Source organism: Sphingopyxis sp. LC363, from assembly GCF_000756385.1.
In the GTDB taxonomy this organism is placed as follows: Bacteria; Pseudomonadota; Alphaproteobacteria; order Sphingomonadales; family Sphingomonadaceae; genus Sphingopyxis.
On sequence record NZ_JNFC01000073.1, the window covers coordinates 40,885 to 63,101 of the forward strand.

The 22,217-nt window shown below is 65.4% G+C and carries 23 protein-coding genes; 8 read left to right on the top strand and 15 right to left on the bottom strand.

The genetic code is table 11. The annotated features are described in order from the left end of the window. Positions 1–77 precede the first annotated feature (77 nt). The gene (locus tag FG95_RS19305; protein WP_052182532.1) at positions 78–929 is read right to left on the bottom strand and encodes a hypothetical protein; all 852 of its coding nucleotides are present in this window, start codon (positions 927–929) and stop codon (positions 78–80) included. 89 nt (positions 930–1,018) lie between these two features. Further along, positions 1,019–2,287: a S8 family serine peptidase gene (locus FG95_RS19310; RefSeq protein ID WP_037558067.1), complete on the bottom strand. Its 1,269-nt coding sequence runs from the start codon at positions 2,285–2,287 to the stop codon at positions 1,019–1,021. A 124-nt stretch (positions 2,288–2,411) separates the two neighbouring features. On the opposite strand from FG95_RS19310, the gene FG95_RS19315 reads away from it, so the two are divergent. The 3 genes from FG95_RS19315 (at position 2,412) to mazG (ending at position 4,579) form a co-directional block, all read left to right on the top strand. Beyond that, entirely contained in the window at positions 2,412–2,900 is a 489-nt protein-coding gene (locus FG95_RS19315) for an RNA polymerase sigma factor (RefSeq protein ID WP_037558070.1), read from the top strand. Then, positions 2,897–3,613 (top strand): hypothetical protein, encoded by a 717-nt coding sequence (locus tag FG95_RS19320; RefSeq protein WP_037558072.1) that lies wholly within the window; start codon positions 2,897–2,899, stop codon positions 3,611–3,613. The genes FG95_RS19315 and FG95_RS19320 overlap by 4 nt, the downstream gene beginning before the upstream one ends. A gap of 192 nt (positions 3,614–3,805) precedes the next feature. Beyond that, positions 3,806–4,579, top strand: a complete 774-nt coding sequence (mazG, locus tag FG95_RS19325) for a nucleoside triphosphate pyrophosphohydrolase (protein WP_037558075.1) — start codon at positions 3,806–3,808, stop codon at positions 4,577–4,579. On the opposite strand, the gene hflX is transcribed toward mazG, so the two are convergent. The 7 genes from hflX to dusB form a co-directional block, all read right to left on the bottom strand. Then, complete coding sequence (hflX, locus tag FG95_RS19330; protein WP_052182533.1) at positions 4,557–5,912, bottom strand: GTPase HflX; 1,356 nt, start codon at positions 5,910–5,912, stop codon at positions 4,557–4,559. The two genes, mazG and hflX, sit on opposite strands and share 23 nt — an antisense overlap. Next, a complete protein-coding gene (hfq, locus tag FG95_RS19335) occupies positions 5,909–6,505 on the bottom strand; it encodes an RNA chaperone Hfq (RefSeq protein ID WP_081933275.1) in 597 nt (198 codons plus the stop codon). The genes hflX and hfq overlap by 4 nt, the downstream gene beginning before the upstream one ends. A 26-nt stretch (positions 6,506–6,531) precedes the next feature. Beyond that, positions 6,532–7,911: a nitrogen assimilation response regulator NtrX gene (gene ntrX / locus FG95_RS19340; RefSeq protein ID WP_037558081.1), complete on the bottom strand. Its 1,380-nt coding sequence runs from the start codon at positions 7,909–7,911 to the stop codon at positions 6,532–6,534. Continuing rightward, positions 7,901–10,162 carry a sensor histidine kinase gene (locus tag FG95_RS19345; RefSeq protein WP_235211626.1) on the bottom strand — a complete coding sequence of 754 codons (2,262 nt, stop codon included), beginning with the start codon at positions 10,160–10,162 and terminating at the stop codon, positions 7,901–7,903. Before FG95_RS19345 ends, ntrX begins: the two co-directional genes overlap by 11 nt. Positions 10,163–10,283: 121 nt before the next feature. Next, positions 10,284–11,702 (bottom strand): sigma-54-dependent transcriptional regulator, encoded by a 1,419-nt coding sequence (locus FG95_RS19350; RefSeq protein WP_037558086.1) that lies wholly within the window; start codon positions 11,700–11,702, stop codon positions 10,284–10,286. Beyond that, the gene (locus FG95_RS19355; RefSeq protein WP_037558088.1) at positions 11,699–12,790 is read right to left on the bottom strand and encodes a two-component system sensor histidine kinase NtrB; all 1,092 of its coding nucleotides are present in this window, start codon (positions 12,788–12,790) and stop codon (positions 11,699–11,701) included. Before FG95_RS19355 ends, FG95_RS19350 begins: the two co-directional genes overlap by 4 nt. After that, complete coding sequence (dusB, locus tag FG95_RS19360; RefSeq protein WP_037558092.1) at positions 12,787–13,785, bottom strand: tRNA dihydrouridine synthase DusB; 999 nt, start codon at positions 13,783–13,785, stop codon at positions 12,787–12,789. Before dusB ends, FG95_RS19355 begins: the two co-directional genes overlap by 4 nt. 97 nt (positions 13,786–13,882) lie before the next feature. Between dusB and FG95_RS19365 the strand changes: the two genes are divergently transcribed. After that, a complete protein-coding gene (locus FG95_RS19365; protein ID WP_037558095.1) occupies positions 13,883–15,061 on the top strand; it encodes a bifunctional 2-C-methyl-D-erythritol 4-phosphate cytidylyltransferase/2-C-methyl-D-erythritol 2,4-cyclodiphosphate synthase in 1,179 nt (392 codons plus the stop codon). A gap of 2 nt (positions 15,062–15,063) precedes the next feature. Then, on the top strand, positions 15,064–15,621 hold the full coding sequence (locus tag FG95_RS19370) for a CinA family protein (protein WP_037558097.1): 558 nt from the start codon (positions 15,064–15,066) through the stop codon (positions 15,619–15,621). On the opposite strand, the gene FG95_RS19375 is transcribed toward FG95_RS19370, so the two are convergent. Beyond that, positions 15,564–16,043 carry a type II toxin-antitoxin system RatA family toxin gene (locus FG95_RS19375; RefSeq protein WP_037558098.1) on the bottom strand — a complete coding sequence of 160 codons (480 nt, stop codon included), beginning with the start codon at positions 16,041–16,043 and terminating at the stop codon, positions 15,564–15,566. The genes FG95_RS19370 and FG95_RS19375 overlap by 58 nt on opposite strands. Positions 16,044–16,050: 7 nt before the next feature. After that, positions 16,051–16,998 carry a lipoyl synthase gene (lipA, locus tag FG95_RS19380; protein WP_037558099.1) on the bottom strand — a complete coding sequence of 316 codons (948 nt, stop codon included), beginning with the start codon at positions 16,996–16,998 and terminating at the stop codon, positions 16,051–16,053. 62 nt (positions 16,999–17,060) lie between these two features. On the opposite strand from lipA, the gene FG95_RS19385 reads away from it, so the two are divergent. Genes FG95_RS19385 through FG95_RS19395 form a run of 3 tightly spaced genes read left to right on the top strand, consistent with a single transcriptional unit; the run spans position 17,061 to position 19,692 of the window. After that, on the top strand, positions 17,061–17,699 hold the full coding sequence (locus FG95_RS19385; protein WP_037558100.1) for a carbonic anhydrase: 639 nt from the start codon (positions 17,061–17,063) through the stop codon (positions 17,697–17,699). 14 nt (positions 17,700–17,713) lie between these two features. Then, on the top strand, positions 17,714–18,295 hold the full coding sequence (locus FG95_RS19390) for a DUF2846 domain-containing protein (protein WP_152567719.1): 582 nt from the start codon (positions 17,714–17,716) through the stop codon (positions 18,293–18,295). Positions 18,296–18,351: 56 nt separating this feature from the next. Then, the gene (locus FG95_RS19395) at positions 18,352–19,692 is read left to right on the top strand and encodes a chloride channel protein (RefSeq protein ID WP_037558102.1); all 1,341 of its coding nucleotides are present in this window, start codon (positions 18,352–18,354) and stop codon (positions 19,690–19,692) included. 405 nt (positions 19,693–20,097) lie between these two features. Here the strand turns inward: FG95_RS19395 and FG95_RS19400 are convergent, their stop codons facing one another. The 4 genes from FG95_RS19400 to FG95_RS19415 all read right to left on the bottom strand — a co-directional run bounded on the left by FG95_RS19400 (position 20,098) and on the right by FG95_RS19415 (position 22,217). Further along, on the bottom strand, positions 20,098–20,631 hold the full coding sequence (locus tag FG95_RS19400) for a F0F1 ATP synthase subunit B family protein (RefSeq protein WP_037558103.1): 534 nt from the start codon (positions 20,629–20,631) through the stop codon (positions 20,098–20,100). Continuing rightward, positions 20,624–21,121 (bottom strand): F0F1 ATP synthase subunit B family protein, encoded by a 498-nt coding sequence (locus tag FG95_RS19405; protein ID WP_037558104.1) that lies wholly within the window; start codon positions 21,119–21,121, stop codon positions 20,624–20,626. The genes FG95_RS19400 and FG95_RS19405 overlap by 8 nt, the downstream gene beginning before the upstream one ends. A gap of 70 nt (positions 21,122–21,191) precedes the next feature. After that, a complete protein-coding gene (locus tag FG95_RS19410) occupies positions 21,192–21,422 on the bottom strand; it encodes a F0F1 ATP synthase subunit C (protein ID WP_037515205.1) in 231 nt (76 codons plus the stop codon). Between the two features lie 42 nt (positions 21,423–21,464). Continuing rightward, positions 21,465–22,217, bottom strand: a complete 753-nt coding sequence (locus FG95_RS19415; protein ID WP_052182534.1) for a F0F1 ATP synthase subunit A — start codon at positions 22,215–22,217, stop codon at positions 21,465–21,467.

Below are 22,217 nucleotides of genomic sequence, written 5' to 3' on the forward strand. Positions count from 1 at the left end.
AGGGCGGGCCGCGTCGCGGCCCGCCCAGTTGTCGATCGGCGGCATTGGGGTCATCGCCGATCGCCCCATTCGATCGGTTATTCGCCGTTTTCCTGTTGTTCGGCCGCGTCCTTGAGCTGGCCTTTCGTCATCCCGGTCACGAGCACGTCGCCCGAACCCGCAAAGTTTGCGGCGGGCAGCGTCGCAACCCGGTCACCCACTTCGACCGTCACCGCCTGCACGACACCGCGGCCGGTCTGGCGCAGATTCTGGACGTGACCGATCACCTTGCCGCGCGGGTCGGTGACGGGCATGCCCGGAGCGACCGCGAACATGCCGTTGCCGCTGGCTGCGCCGCTACCCGCGGCGGCAAGCTGGCCGAGGCTGCCCTGGAAGCTGCCCGCGATCGAGCCGGCGCCGCTGGCACTGCCTGAGACGTCTGACAGCGCGCCGCCGGCCCGATCACGGACAGTCCCGACCGCACCGCGCGCGGTGCCGGTGACGGTCGAAGCGGCACCATGCGCGGTGCCGACGGCGCCACGCGTGGTCTGGCCCACGAAATCGGTGCCGACGGCTTGCGCGTCGAGGCTGCCGCTACCCGATGCCGAACCCGAACCACTGGCGTCGCCGCCGATCGTGCGGCCGAGCAGATTCGCGTCGCCATTGGCCGAACCCTTGCCGTTCGCATCGGCGCTGCCCTTGCCCTGAACGCGGCCCGAGCGGCGATCGACATTGGCGTCGCCGCGGCCCGAACCTGTGATGTCGTTCGCGGTGCCGAGCGTGCCGCCGATCGGCCCGGTGGGATTGCCGAGCGTGCCGCCTATCGTTCCGCCCAAGCCGCCGCCGAGTCCACCGCTGCCGCCGAGCAGCTGCGCCGCGGCGGGGGTCGAAATTGCGATAGCCGACGCGGCGAGCGCGAGCGCCGGCATGAAAATACGATGTGCCACCATTCTTCTCCTTCATTGCGGCCCGGAGGGGAGGGCCTGAAGGAAGAACGATGGCGCGTTCGAATTTCTTCCGAAAAACCGTGCCGGGCGGGTCAGCGCCCGCCGCAATCCCCGCAAATTAGCCCGTGGCCATAGATTTTATCGCGACCCTTTTTGCCGAGGTCGCGCGCTTCGAAGACCAGCGCGGAAACCGCCGGTCCGATCCGTTCGATCGCCGGCGCGGGATAGCGAAGGGCGAGGCGCCCGGCGACCAATGGCGCAGCGAAAGAGGTGCCGCGCAGGCGGTCGGTTGTGTCGAGCCCGGTCGCGGCAAGCACGGCGTCGCCCGGCGCGGCAAAGTCGAGGTGCAGCGCCCGACCAGCCTCGGGCAGGGCGCGATTCCTGGCATCGACCCCGGTCACGGCAAACACGCCCTTATAGGAGGCGGGGTAAGCGGGCGGGGCGGCGGGGCCGTCGTTGCCGACCGCCGCGACGATCAGCATGCCGCGCTGCTGCGCGCGCGACACCGCGGCCGCCAGCAATTTGTTGTCGGGCCCGACGAGGCTGATCGTGGCCACAGCGACGCCGCGCTGAACCAGCCAGCCGAGCGCGCGCGCGCTGGCGCTCGCATTGCCGCCCGCCGGATCGGAACCGTAAACGTCGGCGGCGAGCAGCTTCTGTCCCGAAGCCGCGCCGCGCACCCGCCCGCTGCCGATTAGCAGCGACGCCACGGCGGTCCCATGACGGCTCGCATGCGGCGCGCCGGCAGCGAAACCGCGCTGCTCGACGCGACCTGCGACCGACGGATGCGCGGCCACGCCGCCGTCGATCAGTCCGAGCCGGGCTTGGCCGGGCGACGCTGCCGTCGCCAAAACGGCTGTCGGCAGCGCGCCGCCGGGACCGCTCGCGAAATAGATATGATCGGCATCGACTTCGGCATGGGGGAGCAGCTTGGCGAGACGTTTTTGCGCGCGAGCGAGGCTATGATCGTCGGGAACGGCGAAACGAACGATGCCGAGATCGATGCCTTCGATCCGATCGCGGTCGATCAGCCGAAACCCTTCCTTGGCAGCGCGCGCGATCATCGCTTCGTCGACGCCGGTAGCGACGAGTATGCCGCGCACCGCAGGCTGGCCGTTGCGGTCGGGCTCTATCCGGTCGCGATTGTCGCGAAGCAGCCTGTCGATCCGGTCGAGCCGGACCCGTGCGAGCGTATCGCCCGCAGCTTCCAATGGCTCGGCGACGATGTCCGGCAGCGAAGGCAGGGTGCGCGACGTGTCGGGCAGCCGAACCGATGGCAGCGCGATCTGGGCGTCGACACGCACCGCGATTCCCGCGCACAAAAGCGAGAACATCACGGGCAGGGCGATCAAGACGCGCATCGAAACTCCTCATATCGTCGAACGGAAAGGCAGGGGAACCAATCGCGTCCGAAAAATTTAGCATGCTGCGGAAGAAACGATAGAGTGGCGTCGTTTCTTCCTCGAACCCGATGAAAAGGCGAATATGCGCTTCGAAGAGGAACTGGTCGAACTGCTGCCGCGCTTGCGCCGGTTTGCGCGTGGATTGGCGCGTCATCAAAGCGATGCCGACGATTTGTGCCAGGCCGCGATCGAGCGCGCGCTGAAATCGCGCGACCAATGGCAACAAGGAACGAGACTGGACAGCTGGATGTACCGCATCACCCGCAATCTCTGGATCGACGAGCGCCGCGCGGCAGGCCGGCGCGGCGTTCACGCCCCGATCGACGACGCGGCAACGCAAGTCGCGGGCGAAGGCGCCGCCGAGGTCGAGGCGGGGGCGCTTCGCGGCGATGTCGACGGCGCCATGGCCCGGCTTCCCGACGAACAACGCGAAGTCGTGATGCTCGTACTCGTCGAAGGCTATGCCTATCGCGAAGCCGCGGAGATACTCGATGTGCCGGTCGGCACGGTTACCTCGCGCCTCGCGCGCGGGCGCGAGGCATTGATGTTCTATCTCGGAGAAGCGGCATGAGCTTTGATCCCGCCACCGTCGCGGCTTTCATCGACGGCGAACTCGACGACCTGACAGCGCGCCGGATCGAGCGCGAGGCAGCGACCGACGCGGCGCTCGCGGCCGAGATCGCGCGCCACCGCACGCTCAAGGCGCAGTTGATGGCGCATTATACTCCCGTCGCGGAAGAAGCGGTTCCGGAACGGCTCCGGTCGCTGCTCGCGGTCGATGATGCAGTCGATGACAAGGTCGATACCAGTCTGGCCAATCGCCGCAGCGCCCGGCGTGCGCGCTTCAGCGGCATTCATTGGAGCGCCATCGCAGCATCGCTCATACTCGGACTCACGATCGGGCTGCGCCCCTGGATGCCTGCCGCGGATGTCGCGATCGACAATGGCACGCTGGTCGCGGCGGGCCCGCTCGCCGAGGCGCTCGATACGCAGCTCGCCTCGACCCAGCCGGGCGATCCCGCGGTGCGGATCGTCCTCAGCTTCGAGGACAAGGCCGGCCGCTATTGCCGCAGCTTCGAAAGCCGCGCCATCGACGGCATCGGGTGCCGCGAGCAGGATCGCTGGCAAATCGAAAGGACGTTGCCGGGCCAGAGGCGCGGTGATTACCGGCAGGCCTCATCGGGCGAACTTGCCGCGGCGGCGGCCGCCATGATGAAGCGCGATGCGCTCGACGCCAGCGGTGAACGGGCGGCGCGGGACGTCGGATGGGTCCGGCACCGATAATATTCGTCGGCAAAGGTTCATTCGCGGCAACCCATTCAGACATGGGGTGCTCAGGCTTTACTGTCGCATGAAGCGATTTTAGAAGCGATTTTAGACGGGGTTTATGATTTGCCGTGAGGGTGGATGGGATACCGCCCGTTGCACGTACCAATCTAATAGCATTTAACATAATATATATTATCGGATAAATATATGCCCGACGCGGCGAACCAATCCCCCATCGATCGCTTGCTCGTCATCATGCGCCAGTTGCGCAATCCCGACGGCGGTTGCGAATGGGATCTCGCGCAGAATTTTTCGACGATCGCGCCTTATACGATCGAGGAAGCCTATGAAGTTTCCGACGCGATCGCCAGCGGCGATCCTGCCGCGATCCGCGACGAACTCGGTGACCTTCTGCTTCAGGTTGTGTTCCACAGTCAGATCGCGACCGACGACGGCCTGTTCGGTTTCGACGATGTCGCCAATACGATCAGCGACAAGATGGAGCGCCGCCATCCGCACATTTTCGGAGATGCAAAAACCGACGATGTCCGCAGGCAATGGGAAGCGATAAAGGCCGACGAGCGCGCCGCCGAAGGACCAAGCGGCGCGCTGGCGGGCGTCGCGCTGTCGCTACCCGCCCTGCTCCGCGCCCAAAAGCTGCAAGGCCGTGCCGCGCGCGTCGGTTTCGACTGGCCCGATACCGACGGCCCGCGCGACAAGATCGCCGAAGAACTGGCCGAAGTGGCGGGTGCCACCGATGACAGCGAGCGTCACGAGGAAGTGGGCGACCTGTTGTTTGCCGTCGTCAACTACGCGCGCAAGCTGGGTGTCGATGCCGAAGGTGCGTTGCGCGATGCCAATGCCAAGTTTGCGCGCCGCTTCGCGGCCATGGAAGACCGCGCAGGCGGAACGCTGACGGGCCTGTCGCTCGACGCGCAGGAAGCGCATTGGCAAGCGGTCAAGCTGTCGGAGCGTCCCTGAGGTTCGGCCACAGCCGTTCGAACCGCGCGCGGTCGGCGGGATCGAGCCGCACGGTCAGCACATGCCCCTCACCCTCCGGCTCGTCGGCGAGCACCTCGCCGCGCGCATGGAGCCATGCCATCGCCTCGCCCTGCTCATAGCCCAGATGGATACGTTGCACCTGATGCCGCGCGGTCAATTGTGACGCCATGAGGATGCGCGCGTCCTCGACGCCCTCGCCCGTCACCGCGGAAATGACCGCGACGTCGGGACGCCGCGCCGCCATTTCTTCGATGATCGCCCGGCGATCGATATCGGCGGTGTCGATCTTGTTCCATATCTCGATCTGCGGGATGGCCTCGGCCGTATCGCCCTCCCCGCCATCCTGCGGGCCGTTCGCGCCGAGCGAATTGAGGATTGCGCGCACATCGTCATATTGCGCTTCGCTGTCGGGATGGACGATGTCGCGCACATGAACGATCAGGTCGGCGGTGGTGACTTCCTCAAGCGTCGCACGGAAAGCGGCGACGAGCTCGGTCGGCAGGTCGGACACAAAGCCGACCGTGTCGGACAGGATCGCCTTGTCGATGCCGGGCAGCCGGATTTCGCGCATCGTCGGATCGAGCGTGGCGAAAAGCATATCTTCCGCCATGACGTCACTTCCAGTCAACCTATTGAAAAAAGTTGATTTTCCGGCGTTGGTATAGCCGACGAGCGCGATGACGGGCCATGGTGCACGCTGGCGTTTCGACCGTTGAAGCTGGCGCGTCCGGCGCGCGTCCTCAAGGCTACGCCGGATTCGCGCCATCCGGTTGCGGATCATCCGCCGGTCGGCCTCGATCTGCGTTTCGCCGGGGCCACCGAGGAAGCCGAAACCGCCGCGCTGGCGCTCGAGGTGGGTCCAGCTGCGCACGAGCCGCCCCGCCTGATAATCGAGATGCGCGAGTTCGACCTGCAAGCGGCCCTCGGCCGTCGCGGCGCGCTCGCCGAAGATTTCGAGGATCAGGCCGGTGCGGTCGATCACCTTGGTGCCGAATGCCGTTTCGAGATTGCGCTGCTGGATCGGGGTGAGCGCCGCATCGACGACCACGAGCTGGACGCCCTTCGCCGCTATGTCGGGCGCGATCGCGTCGATCTGCCCGACGCCGAGCAACGTTGCGGCCCGCGTCTGGCGCAGGCGGAGCGTGTGGACGGCGACGACATCGAGCCCGATCGCGAGCGCAAGCCCCCGCGCCTCCTCGGCGCGCGCGTCGAGATCGCGCACGAGCCGCTGGCTATGCCATTCGGGCACGATGACAAGCGCGGAAGCGCCGCGCGTTACCTCGTCTTCATTGTCAATTATCGGGTCGATCAGGCGTCGTCCGTTTCGCCGTCACCCTCGCCATTGTCGGTCAGGTTGATCGGCCCGTTCGGCTGAACCGTCGAAATCGCGTGCTTGTAGACGAGCTGCACCTGCCGCTCGCGCTCGAGCAGCATGCAGAAGAGGTCGAAGGCGACGATGTCGCCCTGCAGCATCACGCCGTTGACGAGGAACATCGTGACCGACTCGTCCGAACGGCGGACCGCGTTCAGGAACACATCCTGCAACGCCTTGCCCTTGCTCGCCGGCGCATCGCGCAGATTGTCGCCGAGCAGCGACAGGTCGAAATCGTGCGACGGCATCACGGTCGAGATCGCATGCTTGTACACCAGCTGCGACTGCCCGTCGCGGCGGAGCAGCAGCGAGAAATTGTCGAACCAGGTGATGATGCCCTGCAACTTGACGCCCTTGACCAGGAACATGGTCACCGGGGTCTTGCTCTTGCGGAGGGCGTTGAGGAAAATATCCTGGAGATTCTGGTTTTTATCGGACACATTTGCCTCCTGTTTTTGGCGGTGTAACCGCGGGGTACGGTGCCGGTTTCCTCCGGCATTCAAGACCTTCTTCTGAAACGCAATATGCGGCAAAGCGCGTGGGACGTCTAGCGCAAAGCCTAACCTTCGCCTTCCGAACTCTCGGTAAGGCCCAAAAGTTTCAGTTTGCGGTGCAGGGCGGACCGTTCCATCCCGATGAAGGTCGCGGTGCGCGAAATATTGCCTGAAAAGCGGTTGATCTGGATACGCAGATATTCGCGCTCGAAATTCTCGCGCGCTTCCTTAAGTGGAATCGCGGTGATCGATTCCGAATTGGGCAAGATGTCGGCCCCGCCACGTACCAGTTCGGCGGGCAGCATGTCGGCGTCGATCCGCGCCAGCCGGTCGCTTGGTGCAAGGATCATGACGCGTTCGATGACGTTTCGCAGTTCGCGGACGTTGCCCGGCCATTCATGCGCCTGCAGCGCCGCCATCGCCTCGGCGCTGATCTCGGGCGGCGGGACCCGGCGGTCGGCCGCATAGCGCCGGACATAATGGTCGCAAAGGCTCGCGATATCGTCGCGCCGCTCGCGCAGCGGCGGGATATGCACCGGCACGACGTTGAGCCGGTAATAAAGATCCTCGCGGAACCGGCTTTCGGCGATTTCGGTCATCAGGTCGCGCGCCGAACCCGAAATGATGCGGACGTCGACGCGGATCATCGTGCGTCCCCCGACGCGGGCGAAGCTCTGGTCGGTCAGCACGCGCAGGATCTTGCCCTGCGTTGTCAGCGGCATGTCCGCGACCTCGTCGAGGAACAGGGTGCCGCCGTGCGCCTGCTCGAGCAGGCCGACGCGGATCGAACCGTCCTCCGCCTCGGACCCGAACAATTCGAGCTCGACCGTTTCCGGGTCCATGCGCGCCGACGAAATGACGCGGAAGGGCGCATTTTGCCGTCCGCTCCATCCGTGCAGCACACGCGCCGCAACCTCCTTGCCAACGCCCGGCGCGCCCGTGATCAGCACGCGGCTTCCCGTCCCCGCCACGCGCTTCAGCGTCGCGCGGACATTGTTGATTGCCGCGCTGGTGCCGGTGAGTTCGTCAGACGGACCCGCCTTTTCGCGCAGCTGCTCATATTCGAATTTCAGCCGCTCATTTTCGGTCGCGCGCGCGACGAGATGAAGCAGGCGCGACGCCTCGAACGGCTTTTCGATGAAGTCGAACGCGCCGCGCCGGATCGCCGCGACCGCGGTATCGAGGCCGCCATGGCCCGAAATGACGATGATCGGCAGCGTTGGATCGAACGCCTTGATCGCTTCGACGAGACCGAGGCCGTCGAGCCGCGAGCCCTGCAACCAGACGTCGATCAGTGCGAGCGAAGGCCGCCGTTGACGGATTGCTTCGAGCGCGGAATCGCTGTCGGACGCGGTGCGCGCCTCATAACCTTCGTCTTCCATGACCCCGGCGACTAGGTCGCAAATGTCGCGTTCGTCGTCGACGATCAGAATATCAAGCGCCATGATCTTCTCTGTCCTGCCGGTTCCGGATGCGCCCCGGGACCGTTTCGTTCTGCCCCATATTCTGCTCCCCGCCCTTTCCGGCCAAGGGCCGGAGCCGGTCGGGATGGAGCGTCAGGGTCACGCACGTCCCCTGCCCCGCCGGATTGTCCGAAAATTCAAGTTCGCCATAATGTTGCTCGACGATCTTCTTGACGATTGCGAGGCCGAGGCCCGTCCCGCCCTGGCGCGTCGTCATATAAGGTTCGGCGATCGCGTCGCGCGCCTCGGGCAACCCGATACCGTCGTCGGTGACGCGAATGATCACCTCCCCGCCCGCACCGATGTCGAGCGCCGCATTGATGTGGCCCGTCGCAGCGGTATCGGAGTTTTTATGTTTTTCTTCAACCGCTTCTACCGCATTTTTGACGATATTAGTCACCGCCTGCGACAAGAGGCGGCGATCGCAGACGAGCGGTTCGGTCTCGGCCGGGGTCTTGACCGAGAAGGCGATGTCGGGCTTTGCGACCTCGAACAGAAAGACCGCCTGGCGCAATATGTCGCGCACGTCCTCGACGCCGAAGGTCGGCTTGGGCATCCGCGCGAAGCTCGAAAATTCATCGACCATGCGCCGCATGTCGTGAACCTGCCGGATCACCGTGTCTGTGAGCTTCCGGAAGGTCGCCGCATCGCCCTCGACCTTATCGCCGAAGCGGCGCTGGAGCCGCTCGGCGGCAAGCTGGATCGGCGTCAGCGGATTCTTGATCTCGTGCGCGATGCGGCGTGCGACATCCGACCAGGCGGCGCGACGCTGGTCGAGCAATTGCTGCGTGATGTCCTCGAAGCTGAGGACGAAACCGTCGCCCTGCGCCACAGCCTTGGCGGCGAGCGTCGCGGGTTCGGCGTCCTTGCGCGAGAGTTGCACGATCGCTTCGCGCTCGTCACTCGTCAGCAGGCGCGCCAGTTCGGGTGCAACATCGTCGAGAAAAAGGCCGACAAGGTCGTCGGCAGGCTGACCGATCAGCCGCTCGGCAGCGGCATTGGCGAGCAGAATGCGGCGATCGGCATCGACCGAGACCACTGCGGACGACACGCCGCTGAGCACCGCTTCGATGAAGCTGCGCCGCGCCTCGAGTTGCTCGTTCACATTGACGAGCACGCCGGTCTGCCCCTCCAGCTGCTCGGTCATCCGGTTGAAAGCACGGGTCAGTACCGCGATTTCGTCGTCGCGGACCGGCGGTGTCACGCGGACCGACAGGTCGCCATCGGCGGCGGTTCGCGTCGCGCCGATCAGCGTCCCGAGCGGCCGCACGATGCGGTCGGCGACCACGATCGCGGCGATCACCGCGAGCGCGAGCAGCAAAAGCGACCCGAGATAGAGCGCACCGTTGAACTGGAGCTGGAGCATCTGCGACCGGTCGAAGAGCTGATTATAGTCAGCGAGGACCGCACCCGCGCGCGCCGATTGCTGAAACCCTGGAACATTGGTATCGCGGGAGGCATAGACAAAGGCGCGATCGGTTCCCGGCAAACGCGCCGCGGCTTCGATGCGATCGGACCGGCGCACGACGACGACATCCTCGCCCGCGTCGAGGCGCGCGATCATCGCCTTGCTCAGCCGGCTTGTGGCAGGGCGTTCGTCCGGATCGATCGCCGTCGCCGTCCGCGCGACGCCATCGCTGCCGATCTCGATGATCGCCGATTCATTGAGGCTGCGAACGACGACCTGCTGGAAATAATAATCGTTAAATCCAGGCGCATCGATCGGAAACTGCTGCAATCGCGTGCCGAGGTCGGTCGCCATGGCAAAGGTGTTCGCGCCGACCTGTCGCTGATTTTCCTGATAATAGCCTTCGGCAAGGTTGGCGGCGTTTTCGAACATGCCGCGCGAGCGATCGGAGAACCAGAAGTCGACGCCGAACTGGAACAACAATGAAGCGAAAATCACGACGAGCAGCGTCGGCGCCGCCGCGATCAGCGAAAAAAGCGCGACGAGCCGGACATGGAGACGGCCGTTGCCACCTGCCATCGAACGCACCGCGCGCGCGCGCGCGACGCGGCTGCCGATCAGCACGATCAGCGCCATCGCCGGCACAAGGTTGACGACCATGATCGCCGCCACCAGCGCCGGGGTCAGCAACCGCTCGCTCTGCGCGTCGCCGGTAACGAAAATATAGGTCGCGATCGCGACGCTGACGATGATGCCGAGCGTGTAATATTCGGGCGTTCCAAAGCGCCAGAAGCCCGAACGCGCTTCCTCTTCGTCCGAATCCATGTCGAGGGCCAGGGAAGTCGATCGCGCCATTGTTGCCGCGTTACGACAATCCTGTTGCATAGAAAACACACAATCCGTGCGAATGTCGCCCAATCGCACCGATTTCAGGATTATTTCCCGGTCAGGGATGCGCCGGATCGATGTCGAGCTGCCCCAGCCGCTTGCGCAGCGTGTTGCGGTTGATCCCGAGTCGCCGCGCCGCCTCCAGCTGATTTCCGCGCACTTCGCGCAGAACGCGGCGGAATAATGCCGCCTCGACGATGGCCTCGAGCTGTTCGTGAATGTCGCCGTCGTTCGTCGGATCCGCCATCTGCTCGCGCGCCCAGTCGTCGACGGCGCGCGCGATCAGCGCCGCGGGCTCGACCGCCCCGCCCCCCTCGCCGTTTTCGCGGAGCAATGTTTCGACATCGCGCGCCGTCACCACCGTATCGCGCGACAGCACGGCGAGCCGCTGGACGACATTGCCCAGCTCGCGGACATTGCCGGGCCAGTCATAGCGTTCGAGCCACTGCATTGCGGCGGGAGCGAATTGGCGGTGCGGAAGCCCCGAGCTGCGCCCCGCATCGACGAAATGACCGACAAGTGCGGCGATGTCGCTGCGGCGGTCGCGCAACGGCGGCAGCGTGACCGGGATGACGTTGAGGCGGTAGAAGAGATCCTCGCGGAAGCGGCCATCGGCGACGAGCGTACGCATGTCGCGGTGCGTAGCGGCGATGACGCGGACGTCGGCGCGCAGCGCCTGACTGCCGCCCACGGTTGAATATTCGTTGCTCTGGAGCACGCGGAGCAGCCGCGTCTGCGCCTCAAGCGGCATGTCGCCGATCTCGTCGAGAAAAAGCGTGCCACCCGCGGCCTGCTCGAAGCGCCCGGCATTGCGGCTGTGCGCGCCGGTAAACGCCCCCTTTTCGTGCCCGAACAGCTCGGCTTCGATCAACTCGCGCGGGATCGCAGCCATGTTGATCGCCACGAAAGGCCCGCCCCGGCGCAGTCCGGTCGCGTGGATCGCGCGCGCAACGACTTCCTTGCCCGTGCCCGATTCGCCGAGGATGAGGACCGCGAGGTCGTTCGACGCGAGGCGGGCGATGGTGCGGTAGACCGCCTGCATCGCCGGCGCACGCCCGACCAGTCCGTGGCTGTCGGCGGGTGCGGTGGCGTCGCGCGCCGCCGGTTCGCTGCTCCGTTCGAGCGCGGCGCGGACGCTGGCGGTGAGTTCGTCGAGATCGAAGGGCTTGGGCAGATAGTCGTAGCTGCCGATGCCGGTCGCGCGCACCGCGGTGTCGAGCGTATTCTGCGCCGACAGCACGATCACCGGCGTCGCAGGGTCGATGCCCGTGTGCGCCAGCGAATCGATGCCGTCGCCGTCGGGCAGGACGACGTCGGTGATGACGAGGTCGGGGCGATGGTCGGCCAGCCAGGCGTTGCGCTCGGCAAGGCTGCCGACCGATGCGAAATGACCGCATTCGCCGACAAGCGTTTCGCGGATGATCATCGCGATCGCCGGATCGTCCTCCACGAGCAGGATCGTCTTGCCCTGCGTCATGCCGCGCGCCCTTCCCTAGCGACGGGCAGGTGGACGCGAAAGCGCGTCCATTCGCCGTCGCGGATATGCTGGACCGTGCCGCCCATGTCGCGCGCGAGCTTGGCGACGAGCGCGAGACCGAGCCCGCGTCCCTCGCGCTTCGTCGTCACGAAGGGATCGAACAGATCGCCGCGAATGTCGGCGGGAACGCCGGGACCATTGTCGCTGACGCTGACCTCGATCGGCAGCGCGATGCGTCCGCGCCCGTCGCCATTGTCGATCGACAGGCCGTGGCGATAGGCGGTCGTCAACCGCACGACGCCGTCGTCGCGCCCGCCCACGGCCTCGCACCCGTTGGTAAGGAGGTTGAGCAATATCTGTACCATGGCGTCATGGTTGCCGTGCACGAGCGGCAGCGAAGGGTCGAAATCCTCGGCAAAGCGCACGCCGGGAAACTGGCGCGCACGCGCGGTTTCCATCGCCTGATGGATCGGCTGATACAGGTTGATCGGACTGCACGCGATCGGCTGGCCACGCGAAAAATGCTCCATCTGGTCGATCAGCGTCGCGATCCGGTCGACCTCGGCGCAGATCAGCGTCGTGAAGCGTTGCCCGCCGGCGTCGGTCTTGCGCGCGAGCAGCTGCGCCGCACCCTTGATGCCCGCGAGCGGATTCTTGATCTCGTGCGCGAGCATCGACGCGGCGGCGCCCGCCGCCCGCCCCGAACGACCGATCGCGCCCCCCATCAGCTCGGCATCGCTTGGCGAGGGGACGAGCGCGAGGATACGGTGGCCGCTGTTTCCATAGGGGACCATCTGCATGTCGACGAAGACCGCCTTGCGCCCGCCGACCGAGATTTCGGCGCGATGCGCGAAAAGCGCCGACGTCGCGGCGTCGCTCATCCGCTGACGATAGCTGCGATCCATCGCGATCACGTCATAGATGACGCGCCCGACCATCGCAGAGCGGCTGACGTTGCAAAGCTGTTCGGCGGCGGCGTTGACGAAGAGCACGACCCCGCCGCCGTCGATGAGCAGCGTGGGAACGGGGTGCGACTGGATCAGCTCGTCATGGTCGAAGCTCGGGATGCTCGACGTCAGAGCGCTCACGCAGCGGCCCTGGTCAAATGCGGACCGTAAAAGGCCTCGAGCGCGTCGAGCACACCCTTGCTGTCGGGGATCTGGTTGACCTTGTTGCGGAACTCGGCCGAGCCGTGCAGCCCCTTGACGTACCAGCCGAGATGCTTGCGCGCCATATTGACGCCGGTCATCTCTCCATAATGGTCGATCATCGCGCGGTAATGCGATGTAATGACGTCATATTGTTCGTCGAGGCCGGGATCGGGCCGCTCGGCCTCGCCGCGCAGCGCCGCCATGACCTGGCCGAGCAGCCAAGGGCGGCCATAGGCGCCGCGGCCGATCATGACGCCATCGGCGCCGCTCTGCGCGAGTGCCGTGCGGGCATCGTCGGCCGAGCAGATGTCGCCATTGACGATGACCGGGATCGACACGGCATCCTTGACCGATCGGACAAAGCCCCAGTCGGCCTCGCCGCGATACATCTGGTTGCGCGTGCGGCCGTGAACGGTGACGAGCTTCGCGCCCAGATCCTCGGCGATATGCGCGAGTTCGGGGGCGTTGAGGCTGTCGTGGCACCAGCCCATACGCATCTTGACCGTCACCGGCACCGAGACCGCCTCGACGCACGACTTGATCAGCGCCGCGGCGAGCTTCAGGTCGCGCATCAGCGCCGATCCGGCGTCGCCGTTGGTGACCTTGCGCACCGGGCAGCCCATGTTGATGTCGATGATCGACGCGCCGCGGTCCTCGTTGAGCTTCGCGGCCTCGCCCATCTCATAGGGTGTGCAGCCGACGAGCTGCATCGAGACCGGTTCCTCGACCGGATCCCACGCCGCTTTCTGGATCGACTGGCGCGTTTCGCGGATCGCGTCCTCGCTCGCGATCATCTCGGTGACGTTGAGCCCCGAGCCATAATAGCGCACGAGCTTGCGAAACGGCAGATCGGTGACGCCGGTCATCGGCGCGAGGATCACGGGATCCGCGATGGTGATATTGCCGATCTGGATGGGCCGGAGCGGCGCCATGGCGGGGAGCTTTCGTCGAATTGCCTAAAATTTAAGCAGCGCCCCTACACGCTAAGCAGCTTTCCCGCAAGGCGCGGCTGCGCTAACCGCGCGGGCGATGACCGAGTCCGTTTCTTCTTCTGTTCTGCGCGTCGCCGCGATCCTGCTTGCCGGGGGCACAGGCACGCGCGCTGGGTTCGAACAGCCAAAACAGCTTGAATGGCTCGGCGGGAAGCCGGTGCTGTGCTGGAGCCTCGAGGCATTCGATGCGCATCCGGCGGTTTCGGGCGGCGTTCTGGTTGGCAACGGCGACGTCAAGGCTGTCGTCGCTCCGCTTCCCGAAGGATGGATTTCCGCCAACCCCGGCCCCGAAAGGCAGGATTCGGTCGCGAATGCGCTCGCCGCCCTCGCCGAATGGGAGGATGACGCGATCGTCCTGGTCCACGACGCGGCGCGACCCGGTGTCGGCCCCGAGGTGATCGACCGGCTGCTCGAAGCGCTCTCTCACGCCGACGCGGCCATTCCCACGCTTCCCGTTCCCGATACGCTGGTCGAGCAGGCCGATAGCGCGGCGGGCGATGTTATCGCGCGCGAGCGGTTGGCGCGGGTCCAGACGCCGCAGGCGTTCCGGCTTGGCGCGCTGCGCCGCGCGCACGCCGCGGCAGCTGGCGCAAGCGCGACCGACGATGCCCAGCTTGTGCGGCAGACCGGCACCGCCGTCGCGACCGTCGCCGGCGACGCGCGGCTCCACAAACTGACATATGCCGAGGATATGGCGATACTCTCGGGGCTATTGGGGACAGGCGCCATGATGCGAACCGCCGTCGGCATGGGATATGACGTCCACCGCTTGGTGGAAGGAAAACCCCTATGGATCGGCGGCATAGAAATTGCGCATAGTCATGGACTTGAAGGCCATAGCGATGCCGACGTCGGGCTTCATGCACTGACCGACGCAATCCTCGGCGCGCTCGGCGATGGCGACATCGGCGATCATTTTCCACCCACCGACCCGCAGTGGCGCGGCGCGGCATCCCATCGCTTCCTGAGCTTTGCCGGCGAGCGCATCGCTGCGAACGGCGGACGGATCGCGCATCTCGATCTGACAATCATCGCCGAAGCCCCCCAAATCGGGCCGCACCGCGTCGCGATCCGCGAACGAATTGCCGAAATCCTTGCGATTCCGGTCGGACGGGTTAGTGTGAAAGCGACAACGACAGAGCGGCTCGGCTTTACCGGCCGTCGCGAGGGGATATCGGCCCAGGCCGTCGCGACCATCCAACTTCCGGAGAATTGATCTTGCAATCTGTCGAAGAAGCGCGCCTTGCCGCGCGCGACGAACTTGCCGCCGCCGTGCTCGCCGGCAATCGGTCCGCAGGTCGCAGGGTCGCCGTTGCCGAAAGCTGCACCGGCGGCATGGTCAGCGCCGCGCTGACCGATATCGCGGGCAGCTCGGATGTGTTTTCTGCCGGGTTCGTTACCTATTCGGGACAAGCAAAACAGGCGCAGCTCGACGTCAGCAGCGAAATCCTCGAAACCTTCGGCGAAGTTTCGCTCGCCACGGCGTGGGCGATGGCCGCGGGTGTGCTCGCGAACAGTGACGCCGACGTCGCGGTCGCGATCACCGGCATTGCCGGACCGGGCGGCGGGTCGGAAAAGAAGCCCGTCGGTCTTGTCGTTTTCGCACGCGCGCTGCGCGGGCAGAATCCCGACGATTATTTCACCCAGCGCGTCCAGTTCGAATCGACCGATCGCGCCACCATCCGCCACCATGCGACGCTGTTTGCTCTCGACCTGCTTCAGCCCGACAAGGACGGGCTGCGGCCGTCGGAGGATATCGCCCTCCCCGCCCCGTAAAGCGCGTCGGCGCGCGCCTCGAACGCTGCGATCATCTTGCGCAGGGCCTTGTCGAACATCTGTCCGGCGAGTGCTTCGAACATGCGGCTGCGGAACGCGAAATCGACCATGAAATCGACGCGGCAGCCGCCGCCCTCGAGGGCATGGAAATGCCATTCGTTGCTGAGGTGCTTCATCGGCCCGTCGATATAGCTGACGATAACCTCGTGCGGCCGCTGCTTGTGGACGCGGCACGAGAAGCTTTCGCGCAGCCCCTTGAAGCCGACGATCATGTCGGCGACGGTTTCATGCTCGCTATCGTCGCGGATGCGCAGCGCGACGACCCATGGCAGAAATTCGGGATAGCGCGCGATATCGGTGACGAGCGCGAACATCTGCTCGTCGCTGTACGGTAACTCGCGCGTTTCGTGATGCCTTGGCAAAGGCCGCTCAGTCCGCCTTGACGCGCGCCAGTTGCGCCTCGCGCGCGGCGCGCATCCGCTCGAAATCGTCGCCGGCGTGGTAGCTGGAACGGGTCAGGGGCGATGAGGCGACCTGCAGGAAACCCTTGGCGCGCGCGATCTGCGCATAGGCGTCGAACGCTTGCGGCGTGACGAATTCGGCGACCTTCGCATGCTTCGGCGTCGGCTGAAGATACTGGCCCATCGTCATGAAATCGATGTCGGCGCTGCGCATGTCGTCCATCACCTGATGCACCTCCATCCGCTCTTCGCCGAGGCCGAGCATGATCCCCGATTTGGTGAAAATCGACGGATCGCGGCGCTTGACGCTTTCGAGCAGGCGCAGCGAGGCATAGTAGCGCGCACCGGGCCGGATCGTCGGATAGAGCCGCGGCACGGTTTCGAGATTATGGTTATAGACGTCGGGGCGCGCATCGACGATCGCGGCGACCGCGCTTTCGGGCTTGTTGCGGAAATCGGGAGTCAGGATTTCGATCGTCGTCTGCGGCGTTTCGCGGCGCAGCGCGTTGATGACCTTCACGAACTGGCTCGCGCCGCCATCGGGCAGGTCGTCGCGGTCGACCGAGGTGATGACGATATGCGTCAGCCCCATCTTCGCCGCGGCGATCGCCGTATGCTCGGGCTCGAGCAGGTCGACCGGGCGCGGCATGCCGGTCTTGACGTTGCAAAAGGCGCAGGCGCGGGTGCAGGTGTCGCCGAGGATCATCACCGTCGCATGCTTCTTGGTCCAGCATTCGCCGATGTTCGGGCACGCCGCTTCCTCGCACACCGTGTGCAGGTTGAGCTCGCGCATCAGCTTGCGGGTTTCGGCATAGCCTGGGCTGGTCGGCGCCTTGACGCGGATCCAGTCGGGCTTGCGCGCGCGCTGGCTGGGAGTGGTAGCGGAGGCCGGCTGGGATTGAGCGGGAGCGTTCATGGCGCCCACATAGTCGTGCACGCGCCTCTTCTCAACCTCTCTACCTATGCTAAGGCGCCTCCATGACTCACTTTGCAGACATGATCGAAGGATACCGGCGTTTCCGTAACGGCGGCTGGGCGGAACAACGCGAACGCTGGGAACAGCTTGCCGAGGGGCAATCTCCCAAGGTGATGGTGATCGCCTGTTCGGACAGCCGCTCGGAACCGTCGCAGATTTTCGACACCAATCCGGGCGAAATCTTCGTTGTGCGCAACGTCGCCGCGCTGGTGCCCCCGTTCGAAACGAATCCCGGACGCCACGGCGTTTCGGCGGCGCTCGAATTCGCGGTGCAGTTTCTGAAGGTCGAGGAAATCGTGGTGATGGGGCATGGCCTCTGCGGCGGCTGCCATGCGGCATTGCACCGGTCGATGGAAGGCGCCGAACCCGGGCGCGGCGGTTTCATCGCCGACTGGATCGGCGTGCTGGACGAAGCAAGCGCCGAAGTGCGCGCGGCGCATCCCGACATCGACAATCGCGACGCGGGGCGCGCGATGGAAATGGCAGCTGTGCGCGTGAGCATAGCGAATCTGCGGACCTTCCCCTGTATCGAGGAGAAGGAAAAGCGCGGAAGCCTGAAACTGCGCGGCGCCTTTTTCGCAATCAGCGACGGAATATTGCATGTGATGGACGACGCGACGGGAGAATTCGCTCCCGCCTGACAGGGGAGAATGCGATGAGTTTCAGAAATATGATGTGGCTGACGATCATCGCGATCGCGGCCCTTATCGGCGCCTTCCTCGGCCCTCCGATTTTCGAGGCCGTGGGCGACACGACGATGATGATCCTCGCGCCGATCCTTCTGATCCTCCTCGTCGGCGTGTGCGTCTGGGCCCTGTCGAGCAACAAACGCGGCATCAAGGCCGACGGGCCCGCGCTTGCCGACGCGCGCGCGATGCAGCCGCAGGCAGGAAAGGCGCGCATCTATGTTTGCCGCCGGGGTTTCGTAGCCGCAATGCAGGGGATGGACGTCACGCTCGACGGCAGCGAACGCGGCCAGATCAAATCAGGTCAGATGCTGATGGCGGAAGTCGAACCGGGGCGTCATCATCTGCATGTCGCCACGGCGAAGAAAAGCCTGGCACGTCCCGCCGAGTTCGAGATCGATCTGGGCCCCGGCGGGGTCGCGGTGATCCACGCGATGATCGAAATGGGGGCGCTCAAGGGCGACATCAAACTGACCCGCCTCGACGCGCAGGCGGCGCGCGACAATGTGAACGCGACCAAATTGATCCTGTGGCAAGAGGCCCCCGCCTAGCTGGCGTCTTCAGGCCGGGGGTTGCGCTCGGCATTCGGCCGGTTCACAGCAGCATCATGTCCTTCAAGCCGGTCATTCCGCGCTGGCTGCGCCTCGCGCAGTTGCGCTTCCACCGTCGCGCCCGGAATGAAGTCGGCGATATCCGCCGTCGGATCGCGATGGTCGGCGGCGCGGTCCTGCTCGGGCTCGTCGCGCTGGCTTTTGCCGCAGCGGGCGATCGGGCGCAGCACGCGATATTCCGGATGTCGGACTTCGCGTGGTGGCTGCCGGCGGTGGTGACCCCGGCTGCCTTCGCACTGATCGTATGGACGGCGAACCGCTATTTCCCCGCCTCGCGCGGATCGGGCATTCCGCAGATCATCGCGGCGGGGCGGCGTCCCGAACAGGAGGCCGGCGGCGCGCTCGTCTCGCTGCGCACCGCCTTCGCCAAGCTGGGCCTGACGCTTGCGACGCTGTCGGTCGGTGGATCGGTCGGGCGCGAAGGTCCGACGGTGCAGGTCAGCGCCGCGATCATGGTCGCGATGCACCGCTGGCTGAAGGTCCGCGTCACCGCCGGCGTCTTCATCGCGGGCGGTGCGGCGGGCGTCGCGGCGGCGTTCAATACGCCGCTCGCCGGCATCGCCTTTGCCATTGAGGAACTCGCCGCGGCCTATGAACAGCGCGTCGCGGTGCTGACGATGGGCGCCGTGCTGATCGCCGGTCTCGTCAGCCTGTCGGTCGCGGGCGACTATGTCTATTTCGGCGTGATGCGCGATACGCTACCCATCGCCGACGTGCTGCTGATCGCGCCGATAGCCGGGATCGGCGGCGGCTTGGCCGGCGGGTTGTTCGCGCGGATCGTTCTCGCGGCGAGCGACCGGTCGGCGGGTTGGGCCCGGCGCGCTGCTGCGCAGCCGGTGCTGTTCGCCGCGGGATGCGGGCTGGTCGTTGCGCTGGTCGGGATTGCAACCAACGGCGGCACCTGGGGCACCGGTTACGACGTCACGAAATTCCTCGTCGAAGGCAATCAGGGGAAGCTCTGGTTTTTTCCGGCCAAATTCGCCGCGGCGCTCGCTTCGACGCTCAGCGGCGCGCCGGGCGGCATTTTTGCGCCGTCGCTCGCGGTCGGCGCCGGTTTCGGCAACCTTCTGACGCCCGCCTTTCCCGACAGCCCGGCGGGCGCGGTCGTGATGTTGGGCATGGCAGCCTATTTCGTCGGGGTCGTGCGCGCTCCGCTGACTGCGGTGATCATTCTGATCGAAACCACCGCGGCGCGCGGCATCATCCTGCCGCTGTTCGCCACCGCGCTGATTGCCGACTGGACGAGCGCGCAAATCTGCCCGACCCGACTGTATCACGGGCTCGCGAGACGCATCATGCAGCCAAAGGCTTCGGCGGTCAGACGGGACGAGGAGTAGCGGCACGCCCGGCGAGTACGCCGAAAGCTAAGCCCACATATTTTCCGATGTCCGAAATGGGGTGGGGAGCTGTCGTCCAGATCCTCCCCTTTGCGCAGCAATGGGGAGGTGGCAGCCCGCAGGGCTGACGGAGGGGTCGACGCCGTCAGGCGTCGGTGCAAGGCCAGCCCCCTCCACCACCGCTTCGCGGAGTGTAGGGTTGGATTGCCCCCGGCAATCCAAGTCCAGTCCGGGGGACTGGACGACCCAACACTCCCCCTCCCCAGCGCTTCGCGATGGGGAGGATCTGTACGTCCGCTTCCGGTCGCGATCGGCCATTCGGCTAAACCCTGCCACATCACTCAAAGCAAAACGCCCGCGGAAAAACCGCGGGCGTTTCGTTATTCCGGCAATGCGTGGCTGGGCTCAGCCCCGAGCGACGCCCGCGATGGCCTGATCGACCAGCGCCTTGTCGGCCGCGGAGTCATGCTTGTCGGCGATCAGCTTCGCCGCCGCATCGGTCGCCGCCTTCGCGGCAGCGGTGCGGACTTCGGCGAGGGCGCCGGCTTCGGCCGCGGCGATGCGGTCTTCAGCCATCTGCTTGCGGCGCGCGATCAGCGCGGTCGCATCGGCCTTCGCCTTGGTCACGAGCGCCTCGGCCTCGGCGTCGGCGCGGGCGCGCATCTCTTCGGCTTCCTTGGCCGCGTCGGCGAGTTTCGCCTCATATTCGGCCTTCAGCGACTCGGCGTCGAGGCGCAACTGCTCGGCTTCCTTGAGCTGCTTCGAAATCTCGGCAATCTTGTTGTCGAGCATGCCCGCGATCAACGCCGGCACTTTCTTCCACAGCAGGATCGCGATGAAGATCGCCATTGCGATCGACACCCATGTGGTCGCCGTAAGGATACCGAAGGACGCGGGTTCAGCCGCCCCTTCGGCCATGATCATGAGGAAATCAGCCATGGAGCACCGCCTTCACCGCCGCCTTGGCATCCGCCGCGGCGACCTTCACACCCGACAGTTTGGCGACGAGGTCGCCCGCCGCTTCGGCCGCGACAGCCTCGATTTCCGCCATCGCCGACGTGCGCGCCGCGCCGATGTCGGATTCCGCCGCCGCCAGCTTGTCGGCGAGTTCGGCATCGACCTTGGCAAGACGCTTTTCGGCGTCCTTTGCGGCCTTGTCCTTGGCGTCGGTCACCGCCTTTTGCGCGGCGGCGCGGCTCGCGTCGCTCTGCTGGCGGTAGCTTTCTTCCAGGCTGTCGGCCGCGGCGTGCGCGGCTTTCGCCGCCGCCAGATCGTCGGCCACCTTGCGGTCGCGGGCGTCCACCGTCGCCTCGATCTTCGGCAGCATGCCGCGGCCGATGACGAAAAAGACGAAGCCAAAGGTCAGCAGCACCCAGAAAATCTGCGATGCGGCGTACCAGCTTTCAGCGAATTGGCTGATTTGAGGCATGGATATACTCGACCGACAAAAGAAAAGCAGTCGCGGGGCCTGTTTTAGCGAGCAGACCCCGCAGACGAAATCAGGCTGCCTTGAGGTACAGCAGGATCGCGATCAGGAACGACAGCAGGCCGAGAAGTTCGGCGGCCGCGAAGCCGATGAACAGGCGGCCCTGCTGGCCGTCGGCCGCCGCGGGGTTGCGCAGCGCGCTTTCGAGGAAGCTACCGAACACGTTGCCCACACCGATGGCGGCCATACCGGCACCGATAGCGGCCAGACCGGCACCGATGAGCGAAGCAGCTTGAACGTCCATTTTATACTCCTTGGGAAAAACGTAGATTATGCAGTTGAAAAATTAGTGAAGATTGATCGCGTCGTTCAGATAGAGCGACGTGAGCAGCGCGAAAACATAGGCCTGGATGCCCGCCACCAGCAGTTCGAGACCGCTGATCCCGATCATCAACGCCATGCTGGGGAGGCCGACGCCGATCCCGATCGCGGGGCCGGCGGCAATGCCGTCGATGATGAACGACGCGAACACCTTCATCAGCACGTGGCCCGCGGTCATCGCGACGAAAAGTCGCAGCGCAAGGCTGAACGGACGAACGAGGAACGACACCAGTTCGATAACGGGGATCAGCCACATCAGCCAGATCGGGGTGCCGTGCGGCACGAAAAGCGAGAAGAAATGGAAGCCGTGGCGCCAGAAACCGACGATCAGCACGATCGCGAAGCTGAGGATCGCGAGCACGCCGGTGATCGCAAAATGGCTCGTCACGGTGAAGGGATGCAGGCCGAACAGGCCGAAGGGCATCAGACCCAGCACGTTCAGCATCAAGATGAACATGAAGAGCGAGAAGACATAGGGCGTATATTTGCGGCCTTCGGGGCCGATATTCGCGTTCATCATCCCCGAAATGAAGCCGGTGAAGCCCTCGACGGCGACCTGCCAGCGGCCGGGAACGAGCTGGCGCTTCATCCCGCCGATCATGAAAACCCACAGCAAAAGGCCGGCGATCACCATCCACAGCGCGCTGGTGGTGAAGGCAACCTCATGATTGCCGACATGGAACATGTCGAACATCTTCTGCACCTCGAACTGGTGCAT